This is a genomic window from Acinetobacter pittii, assembly GCF_022449185.1.
GTDB classification, from domain to species: domain Bacteria; phylum Pseudomonadota; class Gammaproteobacteria; order Pseudomonadales; family Moraxellaceae; genus Acinetobacter; species Acinetobacter pittii_I.
Genome location: NZ_JAKUKO010000001.1, coordinates 838,761 through 856,703, shown reverse-complemented (window position 1 = coordinate 856,703; position 17,943 = coordinate 838,761). Strand labels below are relative to the sequence as shown.

18 protein-coding genes are annotated in these 17,943 nt (G+C 40.1%); 7 read left to right on the top strand and 11 right to left on the bottom strand.

Annotated features, from left to right (window positions below):
- Positions 1–49 precede the first annotated feature (49 nt).
- The 4 genes from hcaB to hcaE are packed head-to-tail and all read right to left on the bottom strand — an operon-like array spanning position 50 to position 3,154.
- Complete coding sequence (gene hcaB, locus MKX14_RS04045; RefSeq protein ID WP_240282017.1) at positions 50–865, bottom strand: 3-phenylpropionate-dihydrodiol/cinnamic acid-dihydrodiol dehydrogenase; 816 nt, start codon at positions 863–865, stop codon at positions 50–52.
- Positions 866–867: 2 nt separating this feature from the next.
- On the bottom strand, positions 868–1,194 hold the full coding sequence (hcaC, locus tag MKX14_RS04040) for a 3-phenylpropionate/cinnamic acid dioxygenase ferredoxin subunit (RefSeq protein ID WP_063098921.1): 327 nt from the start codon (positions 1,192–1,194) through the stop codon (positions 868–870).
- Positions 1,194–1,754 carry a 3-phenylpropionate/cinnamic acid dioxygenase subunit beta gene (gene hcaF / locus MKX14_RS04035; RefSeq protein WP_063098922.1) on the bottom strand — a complete coding sequence of 187 codons (561 nt, stop codon included), beginning with the start codon at positions 1,752–1,754 and terminating at the stop codon, positions 1,194–1,196. The genes hcaC and hcaF overlap by 1 nt, the downstream gene beginning before the upstream one ends.
- Positions 1,751–3,154: a 3-phenylpropionate/cinnamic acid dioxygenase subunit alpha gene (gene hcaE / locus MKX14_RS04030; protein WP_240281817.1), complete on the bottom strand. Its 1,404-nt coding sequence runs from the start codon at positions 3,152–3,154 to the stop codon at positions 1,751–1,753. Before hcaE ends, hcaF begins: the two co-directional genes overlap by 4 nt.
- A 265-nt stretch (positions 3,155–3,419) precedes the next feature.
- On the opposite strand from hcaE, the gene hcaR reads away from it, so the two are divergent.
- Positions 3,420–4,319: a DNA-binding transcriptional regulator HcaR gene (gene hcaR / locus MKX14_RS04025; RefSeq protein ID WP_108010706.1), complete on the top strand. Its 900-nt coding sequence runs from the start codon at positions 3,420–3,422 to the stop codon at positions 4,317–4,319.
- Positions 4,320–4,432: 113 nt separating this feature from the next.
- Here hcaR and MKX14_RS04020 read toward each other — a convergent pair whose 3' ends face one another.
- From MKX14_RS04020 to catM, 7 genes are all read right to left on the bottom strand, one after another.
- Positions 4,433–5,293, bottom strand: a complete 861-nt coding sequence (locus MKX14_RS04020) for an alpha/beta fold hydrolase (protein ID WP_133482359.1) — start codon at positions 5,291–5,293, stop codon at positions 4,433–4,435.
- Between the two features lie 185 nt (positions 5,294–5,478).
- A complete protein-coding gene (locus tag MKX14_RS04015) occupies positions 5,479–6,789 on the bottom strand; it encodes an OprD family outer membrane porin (protein ID WP_240281816.1) in 1,311 nt (436 codons plus the stop codon).
- Positions 6,790–7,206: 417 nt separating this feature from the next.
- Complete coding sequence (gene dmpG / locus MKX14_RS04010) at positions 7,207–8,226, bottom strand: 4-hydroxy-2-oxovalerate aldolase (protein ID WP_240281815.1); 1,020 nt, start codon at positions 8,224–8,226, stop codon at positions 7,207–7,209.
- Positions 8,227–8,237: 11 nt separating this feature from the next.
- The gene (locus MKX14_RS04005; RefSeq protein ID WP_240281814.1) at positions 8,238–9,143 is read right to left on the bottom strand and encodes an acetaldehyde dehydrogenase (acetylating); all 906 of its coding nucleotides are present in this window, start codon (positions 9,141–9,143) and stop codon (positions 8,238–8,240) included.
- A gap of 11 nt (positions 9,144–9,154) precedes the next feature.
- Complete coding sequence (locus tag MKX14_RS04000; protein WP_240281813.1) at positions 9,155–9,952, bottom strand: 2-keto-4-pentenoate hydratase; 798 nt, start codon at positions 9,950–9,952, stop codon at positions 9,155–9,157.
- Between the two features lie 500 nt (positions 9,953–10,452).
- Positions 10,453–11,247: a TorF family putative porin gene (locus MKX14_RS03995; protein ID WP_240281812.1), complete on the bottom strand. Its 795-nt coding sequence runs from the start codon at positions 11,245–11,247 to the stop codon at positions 10,453–10,455.
- Between the two features lie 80 nt (positions 11,248–11,327).
- Positions 11,328–12,242: a LysR family transcriptional regulator gene (catM, locus tag MKX14_RS03990; protein WP_016140852.1), complete on the bottom strand. Its 915-nt coding sequence runs from the start codon at positions 12,240–12,242 to the stop codon at positions 11,328–11,330.
- Between the two features lie 100 nt (positions 12,243–12,342).
- On the opposite strand from catM, the gene catB reads away from it, so the two are divergent.
- From catB to pcaF, 6 genes are all read left to right on the top strand, one after another.
- Positions 12,343–13,449 carry a muconate/chloromuconate family cycloisomerase gene (gene catB / locus MKX14_RS03985; protein ID WP_025467469.1) on the top strand — a complete coding sequence of 369 codons (1,107 nt, stop codon included), beginning with the start codon at positions 12,343–12,345 and terminating at the stop codon, positions 13,447–13,449.
- A gap of 23 nt (positions 13,450–13,472) precedes the next feature.
- Positions 13,473–13,763, top strand: a complete 291-nt coding sequence (catC, locus tag MKX14_RS03980) for a muconolactone Delta-isomerase (protein ID WP_005069136.1) — start codon at positions 13,473–13,475, stop codon at positions 13,761–13,763.
- Positions 13,764–13,923: 160 nt separating this feature from the next.
- Positions 13,924–14,844 (top strand): catechol 1,2-dioxygenase, encoded by a 921-nt coding sequence (gene catA / locus MKX14_RS03975; protein ID WP_002113693.1) that lies wholly within the window; start codon positions 13,924–13,926, stop codon positions 14,842–14,844.
- Positions 14,845–14,979: 135 nt separating this feature from the next.
- Complete coding sequence (gene catI / locus MKX14_RS03970) at positions 14,980–15,651, top strand: 3-oxoacid CoA-transferase subunit A (protein ID WP_009392076.1); 672 nt, start codon at positions 14,980–14,982, stop codon at positions 15,649–15,651.
- An 18-nt stretch (positions 15,652–15,669) separates the two neighbouring features.
- Entirely contained in the window at positions 15,670–16,323 is a 654-nt protein-coding gene (catJ, locus tag MKX14_RS03965; RefSeq protein WP_240281811.1) for a 3-oxoacid CoA-transferase subunit B, read from the top strand.
- A gap of 399 nt (positions 16,324–16,722) precedes the next feature.
- Complete coding sequence (gene pcaF / locus MKX14_RS03960; protein WP_240281810.1) at positions 16,723–17,937, top strand: 3-oxoadipyl-CoA thiolase; 1,215 nt, start codon at positions 16,723–16,725, stop codon at positions 17,935–17,937.
- Positions 17,938–17,943 lie beyond the last annotated feature (6 nt).

Below are 17,943 nucleotides of genomic sequence, written 5' to 3'. Positions count from 1 at the left end.
AATAAGACAGTTTTAGCTGTCTTATTAGTCCATTAATATCGGATTAAAATTAAGCATCAAAAAAGCCAGCATTCGCTTGGCGTAAGCCACGAATACCCAAACCACAGTCAGCATTTATAAAAACACCCGATAATGGTCGGTTATTTTGACGAGATGCGAGTAATACATAAGAGCCCGTCATATCTTCAGGTTCTGGTAAAAATTTCAGTGGCATGCCTTGCCCAATTTTTTGGGAATCGCGTGCATCAAGGAGTCCTAGATTTTCTTGCCCAAGCGAAACAGCGCCCTTTACATTGACATTCATACCAGAGGGAGAAACCGCATTCACGCGGATTTTAGGTGCTAATTCATAGGCCAGTTCACGCACTAAACCTACACCAGCATGTTTTGAGGCAGTATAAATTGGACCACCACCAGATGAATAAAACGCTGAGTTAGATAAGGTAAAAATCATCGAACCTTCGGTTTTAAGTAGCTCGTCTAAAGCAGCTTTGGCACCCAACAAATAACCTTTTGTATTGATGCCCATAATTTCATCAAAAGCAGTATTTAACTGTTCACCGCTCATGTTGACGATGTCGGCATAATGATCCCAAATACCGGCGTTCCCAATGAAACAGTCTAGTTTTCCAAAGCGTTCTACGGTAGCTTGCACGGCACGAACGTTATCTTCAAAACTAGCCACATCTCCTGTCACTGCTACAATTTTGTCACCATAGCGTGCGATCAATTCATCTACTTTTGATTGAGACCGTTGCAATACACCCACATGGGCACCCTCTTGTAAAAAGCGCTCAACCAATGCAAGTCCTAGTCCCGAACCACCACCAGTAATCAGTGCAACTTCACCCTCTAGCCAGCCCATCATTACGCTCCCATCATTTCAACATAAAGTGCGCCGTCTTCAATTACCACTGGAAATGTCTGAATTGGATCGGTCGCTGGTACACATTGCGGTACGCCTGTTTTTAAACAAAAGCGTGATGCATGGAGTGGGCATTCAACCGTACCATCATCTTCTAAGTAGCCTTCAGACATGGAGGCATTACCATGACTGCATTTATCATTCATGGCAAAGAACTCACCGTTAAAGTTAAACACTGCAACTGCTGAAATATCCCCGACATTACAATCAACTTTTAGGGCTTCGCCTTCATCTAACTCATCAATCTGACAAACGAAAATCTTACTCATTAGAAAAACACCGTAATATTGTGGGAAGTCAAAGTTGCTTGATCGAGGGTGATATCGCGTTTAGCAATTTTCCAGCCTAAGCTACTGCTATCGTCTTTCTGAATCAGATCAACCCGTTTACCGACATAAATCAACACATCTTTTTCTTTCTGCGAGCGATAAAGCAAATAATTGCTAAAAACCTGATATTCATTTGCTTGCTCAGTTGCTTCAACTCGAATATTAGTAATCAAGTGACGAGTACGTGATGGAGGTTCTTCGGACCACGACATCCCTGTTTCTAATTTTGCTACACGGCGCTCTAATACAAATTTGTCATCGTGATAAATCCACGTAGACGGTGGTGCAATACATTTACGACGATCGCGAGTTTGCGCATTTGTCGTTGTTTTAAGCGTATATAAAATATCTTCGCTTAAAATATCCAACCAATCTCGAAACTTCCAATCATCTAACAATTGTGCTTCTGCATATAAAAACTGACTAATGTCGTGATGCAGTTCTAATCCGATAGAACGCCATACTGGCTGTGGCTTCAATGAGTCAACGATCTGGTTCATTTCACAAGCTCCTTCTTGTCTTTTTTAACTGCTTTTTTCAAAAGTTCTTGTTCATAAGCCTCATCTGCACGTTGCACGTCTTCCCATTTTTCATGCATCAATAGGTTTGCCCAGTGGCGATACATGCCACGCGCTGCTGTTTCAGAGAAAACATGATTGGTAATACCCGGAATACCATCCTCACGGTATTTTTCGTTGCCAAGACCCATTTCCATAATAAGCTTGCTTTTACGCGCTTTATAACCACGTAACACTTTCTGGATCTCAATCCAGTTTTCACCATCATCTGCTTCAGCAAAACCAGCTGGGCCAAATGCTCGACAAGCATTCAACTCCATCGCTTCTTTGATGTGCTGTGGTGCTGCTTTATCTGTAATACAAAAAGCCCAAACTTCGGTTTTATCTGGTCCACGTGGATGCCAAATACGCATCGTCGTCATACCATTCAACCAAGACAAAGTTGGGAACATGGTGTTATGTCCAGCCAAGCGTAAAGCACGTGTGTCGCCCAAACGCTCTTTGGTTTCTTCATAGGTTTCACGGAAGTAATCTGCTACTTGGCCATCTACCCAGAAATTAGCATCTGGTTTTTCAGTCAGGAAGAAACCGGAACCATGACCGCGTTGTCCATATTGCACACAGCTTTCTGCTGTTTCCCAAACTGGTCGTGCAGTTTGTGCGCTACCTAATGCTTTAGATGCATCATCATTTGGTTTACCACCTAGAACTTGTACTGCTGAGGCATGCGAGTACGGCGCGTGGTATTGATCAGAAGCAAACTGTTCTGCTGCAAATTTCCAGTTACAGTTAATCTCCCATTTATGAATGCCACCAATAACTTCTGAACCACCTTCACGGCGGTCAATCATTGCATCGAGATACCAAGCAATATCACCCATATAGTCGAGTAATTCAGGTGTGTCATCAGCCCAGCATCCAAAAACCAAACCTTTGTAGCTAGCAACACGTGGAACTTCTTGCAATCCCCATTTTTCTTTACAAGCACCATGTGGGAAGGCAAGACCTTCTAATGGAATATCTTTAAGCGCACCATCAATCCCATAAGACCAGCCATGATATGGACAAGTAAATGCACGTGTATTACCACAATCGGCGTAGCTGACTCGCATAGAACGATGACGACATTGATTTAATAACGCCTTGATAGAACCATCTTTTTGGCGAGTAACAATAATGGGATCTTCACCCATATATGTGTTGAAAAAGTCCCCTGATTTTGGAATTTGGCTTTCGTGGCAAAGAAATAGCCAGCAACGTCCAAAAATACGTTCTAACTCCAATTCGTATAATTGTGGGTCTGTGTAAATAGATGGCGAGATACGTCCATTTTGTGCATCGACTAACGCATCGATTTCGCACACATCAATTTTTCCATTCATGAGAAGCACTCCTGCTGCCGCCAAAAAAGCACAACATAAAATTCAGTTTGAATGGATAATGATTTTTTAAATGTTTTAAGTGAAATATTTTATTTGTTTTAAATTAGACTTTTTATGAATTATTCATTATAGGTTTTAAATATTAAAATTAATTTTGCCTGATACTAATCAGCAGTTTTTTATAAACGGATTTATGGTTTTCAACCATTTAGCATACTTTATTAACCGCTAAAGTTAATAAGAGGATTTTTGGATCACAACTGATATGGAATTACGTCATTTACGCTATTTTATCATGGTCGCAGAAGAGCTTAACTTTAGTAAAGCGGCGCTTCGTCTTTACACGGCCCAACCCTCTCTTAGCCAACAAATTAAAGACCTCGAAGATGAGGTTGGCGTAAAACTATTATATCGTACTAAACGTAAAGTTGAACTCACCGAAGAAGGAAGTGTATTTCTTGAGCAAGCGCGTTTAACGTTAGCTCAAGCAGATAAAGCGATTGCAATGGCTCGTCAAGTTTCGAAATTTAAAAAACAACAACTGACGATTGGTTTTGTTCCAGTAGTAGAAATGAAAGTTTTTCCATCTGTTCTTCCAAGTTTACGGGTACAAAATCCAAACCTCAAAATTGAATTACGCAGTATGAATAATACCGAACAAATGGAGGCATTAAAGAATGGAGTCATTGATATTGCATTTATGAGGGATAACTTAAATAACGATGAAATACAAAGCCAGTTCGTATTACGTGAACCGCTAATGCTATTGCTTCCTCGAAATCACCCACTTGCACAATACGAACGTATACCCGTCAGGCTTTTAAACAATATTGACTTTATTATTCCATCTTCAGAACAGTCTTCAATTTTACATCATACAATTCTTAATTTTGCCGAAATACACAATATTAAATTTAATATTGTTCAGACTGCACATAATATTTTATTTAATATTAACTCAATAGGAATGGGGTTAGGCTGTGGCATTTTACCTAGTTATATAGAACCATTAACTTTAAATAATATTGTCACTCGCCCCTTAGATGTTGATCTACCTTTTTTAGATTTATATGTCAGCTATAGAAAAGATGCTGAGTCTTCGGGTGTTAAAGAGTTTATCGATTTATTGAGTAAAGTTTTTTACTTAAATATTAATCGGTCTTAAAATCCTTAAGTTAATACAAAAGTCTAAGATGATTTAAAAATATTCAACAAAAACAAATTTATAATTTAAGAGGAGGAGAAATCTGTTAGTTCTCCTACTCTTCTTTCTATCTTTTATTTAACATCATGCAATGCTAAATATTGTTTAATGATCTGGTTAAACTCATCAGCTTTTTCAACTTGCGACCAATGCCCACATTGACTAAATATATGAGCATCAGCATTCGGTACAATATTCAAAATATCCCAAGTACGTGATACAGGAATAACTACATCTTGCACACCATGAATAAGTAACACAGGAATCTGAATATTTTTCATTTTATCGAAATCGAGAGGAAACTCGAATCGGTCACGGTCTCGAGCCCCAACCACTTCCATTAATCGATCTGATGCATAGTCATTTTTAGCGGCCTCAAAACGAACTTTAACCAATTCATCAGTAACTAAAGACTTATCCACTACAAACATTTCTAAAGTTTTACGGATACCAGCTTCTGTTAATTCAGGATTAGCATGTGCTTTAAGTGCTGCTGTCTGCTTAGCACCACCCGTTCCCATTGATACAATACCCAGTACACGCTCTGGATAATCTAATACAAACTGGAATGCTAACCATCCCCCTAAAGAATTACCAACCAACCAAGTTTTTTCAATACCCAGTGCATCTAGTACTCGAACCGCGTGATCTACCCACTCACGAATACCATAAACAGTTCCTTCTGCAACAACAGTTTGGCCATAACCAATTGAATCAATTGCGATACAACGTCCTTGCTCAGCAATTTGTGGTAAGTTCAACCACCAGTTTGCTGCTGCTGACACGCCCGTACCAGAACCATGTAAAAATAAAATTGGAGTACCTTTTCCAAGTTCATGATAATGAGTAAGCTCGCCTGCTGCTGTTTCAATCCATTTATCTTCCAAACCAAAAAATGGATCTGTTTTATATTCGGGGATTTGTACTGTTCCCATCTTATTCCTCTTACAATTTATACAGCTCAACTCAAGATTAAGCTGCTTTTAGTAGGCCAAATTTTAAATGTTTTACTCACCCATCTTACCTGTTCACAGCGCCTAAACTGATACTTGTTTACGATGAGGTGATACAAAAAAAATATTAATAACCATTTGTTATTTAAATAAATATTTAAAAGCATTTAAAATTTATAGGTGTATGTCGTTGCAATACGATGTTCCTGCAAATCGCTTGCTTGGCCTGCAATATTGTCGAAGTTCACATCGATATACATCCACTGAAAACCTAAGCCTTTTAACTTCCCTTCTGGCACAACGTAATTCAGAATAAAGTTAAATTCATCTTCTTTGCCTTTGCCTGTTAATGCACTTGATTCATATGCTGAATCGACACCCCAGCCATGCCAATATTTGGCAGTGGTTTTTAAACCTTTAATGCCAAGATCACTGAAATCATAGCTATAAGCCACACCCACCGATTTCTCATCTTTACGGATAAAGCTCGCAACTGACCAGTTATCCAAATAAGGCTGAGGTACCCAGCCAGCAATAGTTGGAAAATATGGAGCTCCTGTTGCTGCGCTCGGATTACTACCATAGTCGCCAAACATCTGCTGATAAGATAGCCCCAAACTATGTGGACCGTAAGTTAAGGTTGATCCTATTGATAATGCCCGATTATCAATATCACCATACAAGGCATCTCCCGACTCTGCATTGTCAAAAAAACGCACATGTGAATCGACTTTTAACTTGTCATAATTATTTTTATAGTTCACACCCAAGTAATTTTGACGATAGATATTCGTCACATCGCCATAAAAGTAACTTGCAGACCAGTTTTTATTTAATTGGTAATCTATGCCTGCAACATACATCCCATCAGTTTTACCATCATTATTTAATGCTTTAGGCCATAGACCAAAATCCATTGGCTGATTTTCATAACGGGCATTGATACTATCCAAATAACCTAACGTTAATTTGGTGTTTTTAATATCTTTTGACTCTAGCCATATACCATTGTAAGTGGTCAATAATTGACGAGATGGGTCAAAATGAATTACTGGTGTTACAGGTAAAATTTCACCAATTCGTAATTCAGTTTGGCTGATTTTCGCTTTAAAAGTTGCTCCTATTTTTCCAAACTGACGCTCTTGTTTTCCTGTGCCTGTACCAGAAATTCCACTATACGGCAGAACCCAATCAGCATTACGGTCACGACCATCCAGACGCACAGCATACTGTGCCAACACATCAACACCAAGTTGTAATGCCCCAAACTCTGCATAACCCGATTTTGCATCCAGTGTCGCAGCTTGTGACCAACTACCCCAATTTTTTGCAGGGGTATCATCATACTGACGATCTAAATAGAAGTTTTTAAATTTCAGCTGAACCTGACTATCTTCAACAAAGCCTGCATATGTGCCAGTAGCCCCTATTGTTGCTATTGCGCAAGCCATTGCGATCCATAACGTTTGACGACGCATTGCGTACTTCCTTTCAATCAATCCATGAAACCAAGCCCTATCATGCTCAACTCTATTTTTATGAAAAATTCGACTAGAGTATTAAGATATTTTTCTTTTTAAACTCAATGCTTTAAAAAAATATTACTTTTCCAGTAATGAGGATTTTTAACAGATCATTAAAAACGATTAATCATTACCTAAAAACCAGAATAAATATTTGTTATATATCTATTTTTTATTAAAATATCTTTATTTAAATTTGCTATTTTTAATTTTCTAATCGTTTTTTTATTTAAATAGAAACTCATCCAATCAAAAATGATGTCCATCCATTTATAGAAAATAACACTTATATCCAAGTTATTTCATCTAGATCAAATCATTAGATGTAAAAAAGCACTCTCGTGGAGTGCTCTTTTTCATTTGTAAAAAAACTTATGCGCTCATTACTTTCGCTTTTGACATGGTCAAGGCAAGATCTTCAATCATATCCTCCTGTCCCCCAACCGTACCACGGCGACCAAGCTCTAATAAAATTTCACGTGCAGAGACACCATATTTAGCTTCAGCACGTTTTGCAAACAACAAGAAAGAAGAATATACACCTGCATAACCTAATGTTGCTGCATCACGATCGGCACGAATTGGATTTAGCATCATTGGTATCACAAGATCTTCTGCAATATCTTGTACTTTAAACAAGTCTACGCCTGTTTCTATTTGCATACGATTTGCAACCGCAATAAATAATTCAAGCGGCGTATTGCCTGCTCCTGCTCCCAATCCTGCGGCCGCTAAATCAACTCGGCTTACACCTGCTTCAACCGCAGCAACAGTATTGGCAACGCCCATACCCAAGTTATGGTGACCATGGAAACCTAACTCAATATTGCTATCAAGTTCTTGGCGGAGTAACCCAATCCGATCGGTAACATCTTGTGGCAACATGTACCCAGCAGAGTCTGTAACATAAATACAGTTAGCACCGTAAGACACCATTTTTTTTGCTTCTTGTAGCAAATGTTGTGGCGATGCCATATGAGCTAACATTAAAAAGCCTACTGTGTCCATTCCCAATTTACGGGCAGCAGTAATATGCTGCTCAGACACATCAGCTTCTGTACAGTGTGTTGCAACACGAATGGTTGAAACACCAATCTCATGTGCCATTTTCAAATGATCAACTGTTCCAATACCCGGTAATAAAAGTGCAGATACCTTGGCATTTTTCATGCGTGGCACAACAGCAGATAAATACTCTTCATCTGTTGCAGCGGCGAAACCATAGTTAACGGAACTCCCCCCTAAGCCATCACCATGAGTTACTTCAATTAATGGCACACCCGCTTCGTCTAACGCGGTTGAAATGGCAATCATTTGCTCAACTGTAGTTTGATGGCGTTGAGGATGCATACCATCACGTAAAGTCATATCATGCACAATAATCTTAGACATACGGTTTCTCCTTAAACAACTTCAGCTTTTTGATTAGATAAAACACGTTCTGCAAACATTTCTGCAGTACGTGCAGCTGCCGCAGTCATAATGTCAAGATTACCTGCATATTTCGGCAAATAATCGCCTAGGCCTTCTACTTCAAGAAATATAGAAACACGATTACCATCAAATACAGGGCCATTAACTAACTTATAGCCCGGAACATATTTTTGGACATCTTTGATCATGGCATTGACTGATTCCGTAATTGCAACTTGGTCAGGCTCTCCTTCAACTAAACAATGTACTGTGTCACGCATCATTAATGGTGGTTCAGCTGGGTTAATAATAATGATGGCTTTACCTTGTTTGGCACCACCAACCTTTTCAATTGCACCAGCCGTAGTACGAGTAAATTCATCAATATTTTTACGCGTACCTGGGCCAACCGATTTTGTTGATACAGTCGCAATGATTTCAGCATAGTTAACTGTCTGTACTCTTGAAATCGCTGCGACCATTGGAATAGTTGCTTGCCCACCGCAAGTCACCATATTGACATTGGGTACTTCACCCGCGTCTAGCAGAGCTTCTAAGTTCACTGGCGGCACACAAAATGGACCAATTGCCGCAGGCGTTAAATCAATCATTAACACGCCAAGCTCATTAAGCTTACGGCTATTCTCTGCATGTACGTAAGCAGAAGTCGCATCAAAAGCAATTTTGATATCATCTTCAAGTACATGAGGTAATAAACCATCAACTCCATCCGAAGTAGTCTTTAATCCCATTTTTGCAGCACGGGCCAAGCCTTCAGAAGTAGGATCAATCCCTATCATCCATACAGGTTCTAGCACTTCACTACGCTGTAATTTATACAACAAATCTGTTCCAATATTTCCCGGACCGATTAAGGCACATTTGATCTTATTCATTTCCCTATCCTTTATTCAGTAGCAAAGCATGCGGTAACTGAGTCGAAGCCTTCAATTTTTACTACGAACTCATCTCCGGCTTGAGCTACAACCATTGGACCCAATGCCCCTGTTAAAACAATATCTCCAGCCTGTAACGGGCGCCCGCGACGTACCATTTCATCGGCCAACCAAATAGCTGCATTCAACGGGTTGGCCAAACAAGCTTTACCCATGCCCTCTGAGACAATTTCACTACTACGAGTCATGACCATTTTGCAGTTCACTAAATCAAGTTGATCAAGCTGTACTGGACGCGAACCTAAAACAAAAGCTGCACTAGAAGCGTTGTCAGCAACAGTGTCAATTAATGAGATTTTCCAGTTCTCAATACGGCTATCGACGACTTCAATAGCAGGCAAGGCATAATCTGTAGCACTAATAATGTCTGCATATGTATGTCTGGTTTGGGTTAAATCATGTTTGAGTACAAGCGCAATTTCAGCTTCAACTTTTGGCTGAATTAATTTACTTATTGGAATTACATCACCATCACCGTATGCCATATCGGCAAATAGCATTCCAAAATCAGGCTGATCCACCCCAAGCTGAGCTTGTACGGCTTTTGAAGTCAAACCAATTTTACGACCTACTAAACGGCGTCCTTCAGATAATGCACGTACAGTATTGATTTCCTGTACTGCATAAGCGATATCCACACTTGCCTGTTCACCACCGAGTTCAGCACGTATTGGAACAATCGCAGTTTGTGATAGTTCAGCCTGCCTTAAAGCCAAAGCAACTGAATCGACAACAGCAGAATTTGACATCAATATTTCCTTAAACTGCAAAATTGAATGTTTACTGCGTACGAAAGGTATAGAACGGAATACGAAGTTCAGGCAAAGTTAGAAACAACAAATCCCTTGTATTTTCCGAGACAGCTACCTACGGGAACGTACATATAAAACACAGCTTAAGAATGGGAAAATCCCTAATTAAATGCCAATACTTATTTTGTTTCATATAATAGTTTTTATTTATAATCAGCCCCAAAATGCTGTTTAAAAATTTAATGCTAAGTAACTATAATAGTTTTATTAATCAATATATTTTTTTAGAGGTTAGAAAAATACTAATTTTCAAATTTTATATATTACACTAGATAATCTTACGTTTAGTTATCGTTGAAAATGATTAAGTAGTTCTTAATTTACCTACTGCAATTCATTTTAAAACATAAAAAAAGCCCATCTTAACTACGTTTGAAAGTTTGGATTTACTAATATCTTTCAAGCGTAGTTAATCAGACAATATTAATAAACTTAACTTAGAATACCTTTTTAACTGAGACAGTAAATGTGGAATCAATCGGATTTGAAATTGGCGCATCTAGTTCACCATTACTATACTTTTTATAAAATCCATCTTTATCCCAGGCTTTAGTATAGGCTAAGCCAGTAGTCCAGCCATCACCTAAATCTTTAATCAGCTCGATTTTCATATCTTGAAAGTTAGCTTCCGAAAAATTTTTAATTTTTTCATAGCCATAGTGAGCGCCAAAAGTCCAAGACTCATTGATAGGCTGAGTAAAAGTTAAGTCTAAATAAGTTGTTCCTCGTGAACGTTTACCTGTTGGGCCACCCATCGTATCGGAGTTATAGCCTGCATAATCTGGGGTATAGGTAATATAATATTTAAGAGTCAAAGGCCCATAACCAATTTGAGGCACAATTTCACCATAGTTATAACTGGTACTTCCTGTTTCAGGCGTACTTTTGGATTCTGGATAATAGTAATAAAAAACCGTCATTCCAGCTGAAAACTTATCAAAATTTCTTATATAACCTGTGTAAAAATCCCACTCAACTGAAGCATTTCGAAGATAGTTAGAACTTACATTTGAAGCCCAAGTCCCCACAAATAATCCATTCGGATTTGCATAATCTAGACCAATTTGTAATGCAGGCTTGCCCCAAGTTTGTTGAAAACCACGTGATATATATTGACTTGCGAAGGTTACATTAGCACTGTATGGAGAAATTTGTTCTTGTTCATTTATTTGCTCAGCATGTACAACACCAGTAGACATAATAAGAGAAGCTATCCCTAAAATTTTTCTCATCCAATAATCCTTTTAAATATTACCTATAGGTTTAAAGTTTTAAAATAACATGATAATTCAATTTAAAACGTATTAAAAAGTTATAAATTTAGATTTCTCGACACTTCTTCTTGACTATAGATCTCTTCAATACAGTCTAAAATTTTAGGAATATATGAACTTTGGTCCATGTTACGCATCGATAGAGAAATGGGACTATAGGCTTCTAAGTCTAAGATATTTAAATAAGTTAGATTCTTCATTCCAATATCACAGGCACTTTCTGGAATAATACAAATACCCTCTCCAGATGCCACCAAGCCAAGTGCCATATGAATTTCGCGGACTTCAGTCAGTTTGGCAGGAACAAGACCTAATTTGGTAAATAAAGCTTGAATAGTGGTCGAAAAATTTGGTTTAGGTGTTGTGGGATAAGAAAAAATTGTTTCATTGATAATTTGAGATAAATAAATTCCTGATTCTTGGAACTCACTTAAAGGATGTTTTTTATGAATCGCGAGTTTTAATTTTTCTTTTCTAAGTAGAAGTCGCTTAATGGCAGGATCGCTAATCGGCAACCGACCAAAACCTAAATCGATTTTGCCTAACTTTAAAGCTTCGACCTGATCTCGTGTACCACATTCAATAAGCTCGACATGAATGTCTGGATTTTTTTGTCTAAATAGATAAATGACCTGTGGTAATCGCCCATAAAGAAGCGAACTCACATAGCCAACTTTAACAACATTCTCAACCAGCTTCATTTTTTTTGCCATAGAAGCTGCTTGAGCCGTATGCGTTAAAATCTGAACAGCATGTTGGTAAAAAAACAGCCCTGCTTCTGTCACTTTTAATGGACGTGAGCCTTTCACGAACAGATCAATTCCTAACTCTTCCTCTAGTTTTTTAATTTGACGCGTGAGTGGTGGCTGAGCAATAAAAAGCTTTTCTGCGGCTTTAGTCAGACTTTGTTCTTCCACAACGGTAACAAAATAACGTAGATGTCTTAATTCCATTAATATACCTTTTTAGTATCTTAAAATACCGTTCTATATCTATTTTAGGCTATTACATTCTTCTATGGTATGTAAACAAGTTTGAAATAGTTGAAACTTCATGTATAGAACCATAGAAACCATACTTGTGGATATTCCAACTATCCGTCCTCACCAGCTGTCTGTGACTACCATGCGTACTCAGACTTTGGTGCTCGTTAAAATTACGACCACGGATGGTATTGTAGGTTGGGGTGAAGCGACCACCATTGGTGGACTGAACTATGGTGAAGAAAGTCCTGAAAGTGTCAAAGCCAATATTGATACTTACTTTGCACCATTACTCGCATCAGTTAAAGATTTAAATGTTGCTCAAACACTAAAACTGATTCGTAAGAATATTAATGGTAACCGTTTCGCGAAATGTGCCATTCAGACTGCTCTACTTGATATTCAGGCAAAACGTTTAGGCGTGCCATTAAGTGAAGTTTTAGGTGGCCGTCTGCGTAATAGTTTACCTGTACTTTGGACGCTCGCGTCTGGTGACACAGAAAAAGATATTGCTGAAGCTCGAAAAATGATTGAGTTAAAACGTCATAACACGTTCAAACTCAAAATCGGCTCACGCCCTTTGCAACACGATGTTGATCATGTGATTGCAATTAAAAAAGCACTAGGTGCAGATATTAGTGTACGTGTCGATGTAAATCGTGCATGGTCAGAGCTGGAATGTATTCAAGGTATTCAACAGCTGCAAGATGGCGGGATTGATTTAATTGAGCAGCCTTGTGCTATTCAGAACACTGAAGCTCTTGCGCGCCTAACACAGCGTTTTGATGTCGCAATTATGGCAGATGAAGCTTTAACTGGCCCTGACAGCGCATACCGTATTGCAAAAAGTCATGGTGCCGATGTATTTGCCGTAAAGATTGAACAATCTGGTGGTCTGATCGAGGCATGTGAAGTTGCAAAGGTTGCAGGTTTGGCTGGAATCGATCTTTATGGCGGCACTATGCTTGAAGGCCCTGTAGGTAGCATGGCTTCTGCTCATGCGTTTGCAACTTTTGAAACATTAGCGTTTGGTACTGAATTATTTGGTCCGTTATTACTTACCGAAGAAATTTTGAAAGAACCGCTACGTTATGAAAACTTTGAATTGCACTTGCCAACGGCTCCCGGCTTAGGCATTGAAATTGATGAAGATAAAGTCGAGAAGTTACGTCGTTAAGGCAACAGGATAAGGAGTTTCCCATGTTATTTCATGTACGTATGGATGTGCATATTCCACTTGATATGCCAGCCGACAAAGCAAATGAAATTAAGGCCGTTGAAAAAGCTTATTCGCAAGATTTACAACGTCAAGGTAAATGGCGTCATATCTGGCGTATTACAGGTCAGTACTCAAACATCAGTATTTTTGATGTCGAGAGCAATGAAGAATTGCACAATATTTTACAGGGTTTACCTCTCTATCCTTATATGAACATTGAAGTTATGGCAATGAATCGCCACCCTTCTTCTGTTCGTGATGATGATTCGTAAACCAAAAGAATTTTTTAAATGTGATCTCTGAAGTCCATTTAAAAACCAAGCAGATTATTCAGAAGGTAACAAGGAACGTGGCGGCACTTATTCGCTAGCAAAACAAAATGCCCGCAGCGCTGCCACCCAAAACCGTATTGCATACTTAAGGAGTTTTAGTATGAACCGTCAACAAATTGATGCGCTTGTAAAACAAATGAATGTCGACACTGCAAAAGGCGAAGTTGATGCACGTGTTCAACAAATTGTAGTGCGCCTTCTCGGGGATTTATTTCAAGCCATTGAAGATTTAGATATTCAACCTTCAGAAGTATGGAAAGGTTTGGAATATTTTACCGATGCTGGTCAAGCAAACGAACTTGGTCTTTTGGCAGCTGGCTTAGGTTTAGAGCATTATCTTGATTTACGTGCAGATGAAGCTGATGCCAAAGCTGGTGTTACGGGTGGCACACCACGTACTATCGAAGGCCCACTTTATGTAGCTGGCGCGCCTGAATCTGTTGGTTTTGCGCGTATGGATGATGGGACAGAATCTGGCAAAATCGATACCTTAATTATTGAAGGTACCGTAACTGATACTGATGGAAATATCATTGAAAATGCCAAAGTTGAAGTATGGCATGCCAACAGTTTGGGTAACTACTCATTCTTTGATAAGTCTCAATCTGACTTCAACTTACGTCGTACTATCTTGACTGATGCTGATGGTAAGTATGTTGCATTAACGACGATGCCTGTAGGTTATGGTTGCCCGCCAGAAGGTACAACTCAGGCTCTTCTTAACAAATTAGGCCGTCATGGTAACCGTCCATCTCACGTTCATTACTTCGTTTCTGCACCGGGTTATCGCAAGCTAACTACTCAATTCAACATTGAGGGTGATGAGTACTTATGGGATGACTTTGCTTTCGCAACTCGTGACGGCTTAGTTGCAACAGCAGTTGATGTAACTGACCCAGCTGAAATTCAACGCCGTGGTTTAGATCACGCTTTCAAACACATCACATTTAACATTGAACTTGTTAAAGATGCCGCTGCTGCTCCTTCAACTGAAGTTGAACGTCGTCGCGCTAGTGCTTAATTGAAAGTATATGTGAGTTAAAAGTTCGCTTTTGACTCACAAAATTTATTCCCTTTATTACTACCATTAAGAATTTAAATAAATTTTTAGCGGTAGTAATAACATCACGTTACCTCATGCTCTAAGGTTTCTCACATGATTGACAAAAGTAAGTCCTCACTAAGCGAGGTTCTATCGCAGATTAAAGATGGTGCAACCATTCTGATTGGTGGTTTCGGTACCGCAGGACAACCCGCTGAACTCATTGACGGACTGATTGAACTGGGTGTTAAAGATTTAACCATCGTCAGTAACAATGCCGGTAATGGTGATTATGGTCTGGCGAAATTGCTGAAAGCCGGTTCGGTTAAAAAAGTAATCTGTTCTTTCCCACGTCAGTCAGACTCTTATGTGTTTGATGAACTGTACCGTGCCGGAAAGGTTGAGCTTGAAGTAGTTCCACAAGGTAATCTGGCGTGCCGTATTCAGGCAGCAGGTATGGGGCTTGGGGCGGTATTTACCCCAACAGGCTTTGGAACACTTTTAGCTGAAGGCAAAGAAACCCGCGAAATTGATGGTAAAGACTATGTACTTGAGTATCCGATTAAAGCTGACTTCGCCTTGATTAAAGCCTACAAGGGCGACCGTTGGGGCAATCTGGTTTACCGTAAATCTGCACGTAACTTTGGCCCAATTATGGCCATGGCTGCTGATGTGACCATTGTTCAGGTTTCTGAGGTGGTTGAGCTAGGTGGATTAGATCCAGAGCACATCATCACCCCAGGTATCTTTGTACAGCATGTTGTACAAGTCGCACCCGCACAGTAAGCAATAAGGAGAAATAACATGAGCTACCAGAAACTCAGCCGTGACCAGATTGCACAACGTGTGGCACAAGATATTCCAGATGGCGCCTATGTGAACTTGGGTATTGGCCTACCAACCAAAATTGCCAGCTACCTACCTAACGATAAAGATATTTTTCTTCATTCTGAAAATGGCCTGTTGGCTTTTGGCCCACCGCCAGCGGCAGGTGAAGAAGACCCTGAACTGATTAATGCGGGTAAAGAATTTGTGACCATGCTTGAAGGCGGCAGCTTTTTCCACCATGGCGACTCATTTGCGATGATGCGTGGTGGTCACCTTGATATTGCAGTACTCGGTGCATTTCAGGTTGCCGCGAATGGTGACTTGGCGAACTGGCACACGGGAGCACCCGATGCGATTCCAGCGGTAGGTGGTGCGATGGATTTAGCTGTAGGGGCTAAGAAAGTATTTATCACCACAAACCATGTAACCAAACAAGGTGAACCGAAGATTGTGGCTGAGCTAACTTATCCAGTAACGGGTAAAAAATGTGTTGACCGTATTTACACTGATCTTTGTGTGATTGATGTGACCCAAGATGGTTTGAAGGTGATTGAGAAAGTTGAAGGTCTTAGCTTTGATGATTTACAGGCTTTAACGGGTGCAACTTTGATTGATGCGACTCAAGGGTAAGTTTAAACAGCAGTAACTATCGTGACAGGCGACATGGATGTCGCCCGTTGGACAGGGAGGCAAGGAAGCCTCCTCTGTTCAACAAAGGTTTTTGTTACTTTTGACCTTTCAAAAGTAAGGTATCGCTTATGCAATAGACCTATGGATATCACAGTAAATTACAGCCGTGATGTTATCCGTTGATATGAAAATTTATAAATCATCACAACGGAGGCTTACCTGTTTAAGCCAGATACCACCAGCTAATTCGTGTCACTTTTTTAAAAAAGTAACCAAAAACCTTTGTTACTCAGACACAACATCCCTGTTGTGCTGAGCAACGAGGCGACATCCATGTCGCCACCGCGAAATACCTACGGAGAATGGCTAAAAGGCCTGAAGTAAAGGACAAAAGTTAGAATGAAAACCGCTTATATCATCGATGCCATCCGTACTCCATTCGGCCGTTATGCTGGTGGCCTTGCTCCTGTCCGTGCCGATGACCTGGGGGCTGTGCCGATTAAAGCCTTAATCCAACGTAACCCGAATGTAGATTGGGAACAGGTCGATGATGTGATCTATGGCTGTGCCAACCAAGCCGGTGAAGACAACCGTAATGTTGGTCGTATGTCAGCACTGCTTGCAGGTTTACCATATCAAGTACCAGCAACCACTATTAACCGTTTGTGTGGTTCATCACTTGATGCGATTGCCATTGCTGCCCGTGCCATTAAAGCAGGTGAAGCGAATTTGGTGATTGCTGGGGGTGTAGAAAGCATGAGCCGTGCACCCTATGTGATGGGTAAGTCTGACAGTGCTTTTGGCCGTAGCCAGAAGATTGAAGACACCACCATGGGCTGGCGTTTCATTAACCCGAAACTTAAAGAATTGTATGGTGTAGACACCATGCCCCAGACTGCCGAAAACGTGGCTGAACAGTTTAACGTCAATCGTGCAGATCAGGACCAGTTTGCCTTGGTGAGCCAACAACGCACCGCAAGCGCGCAAGCCAAAGGCTTTTTTTCTAAAGAAATCGTGCCAGTTGAAATCCCTCAGCGTAAGGGTGATGCTGTTGTGATTGATACCGATGAACATCCTCGTGCATCAACCACCCTTGAAGGTTTAAGCAAACTTAAACCGGTTGTTAAAGCAGATGGCACAGTCACTGCGGGTAATGCTTCAGGCATTAATGATGGTGCAGCAGCTCTACTGATTGCTTCTGATGAGGCAGTTCAAGCTTACAATCTAAAACCACGTGCCAAGATCATTGCTTCAACAGCAGTGGGTGTAGAACCACGCATTATGGGCTTTGCTCCGGCACCAGCGATTAAGAAATTACTTAAACAAGCCAACCTGACTTTAGATCAGATGGATGTAATTGAGCTCAATGAAGCTTTTGCTGCACAAGCTTTGGCAGTGACCCGTGATTTAGGTTTGCCAGATGATTCTGACAAGGTAAATCCAAACGGTGGTGCAATTGCTTTGGGTCATCCACTTGGTGCATCAGGTGCACGCCTCGTAATTACAGCCCTAAACCAGCTTGAGCAAACAGGTGGTCGTTACGCTATGTGTTCAATGTGTATTGGTGTAGGTCAAGGTATCGCATTAATTATTGAACGTGTTGAAGCACTTTAAGGAGAA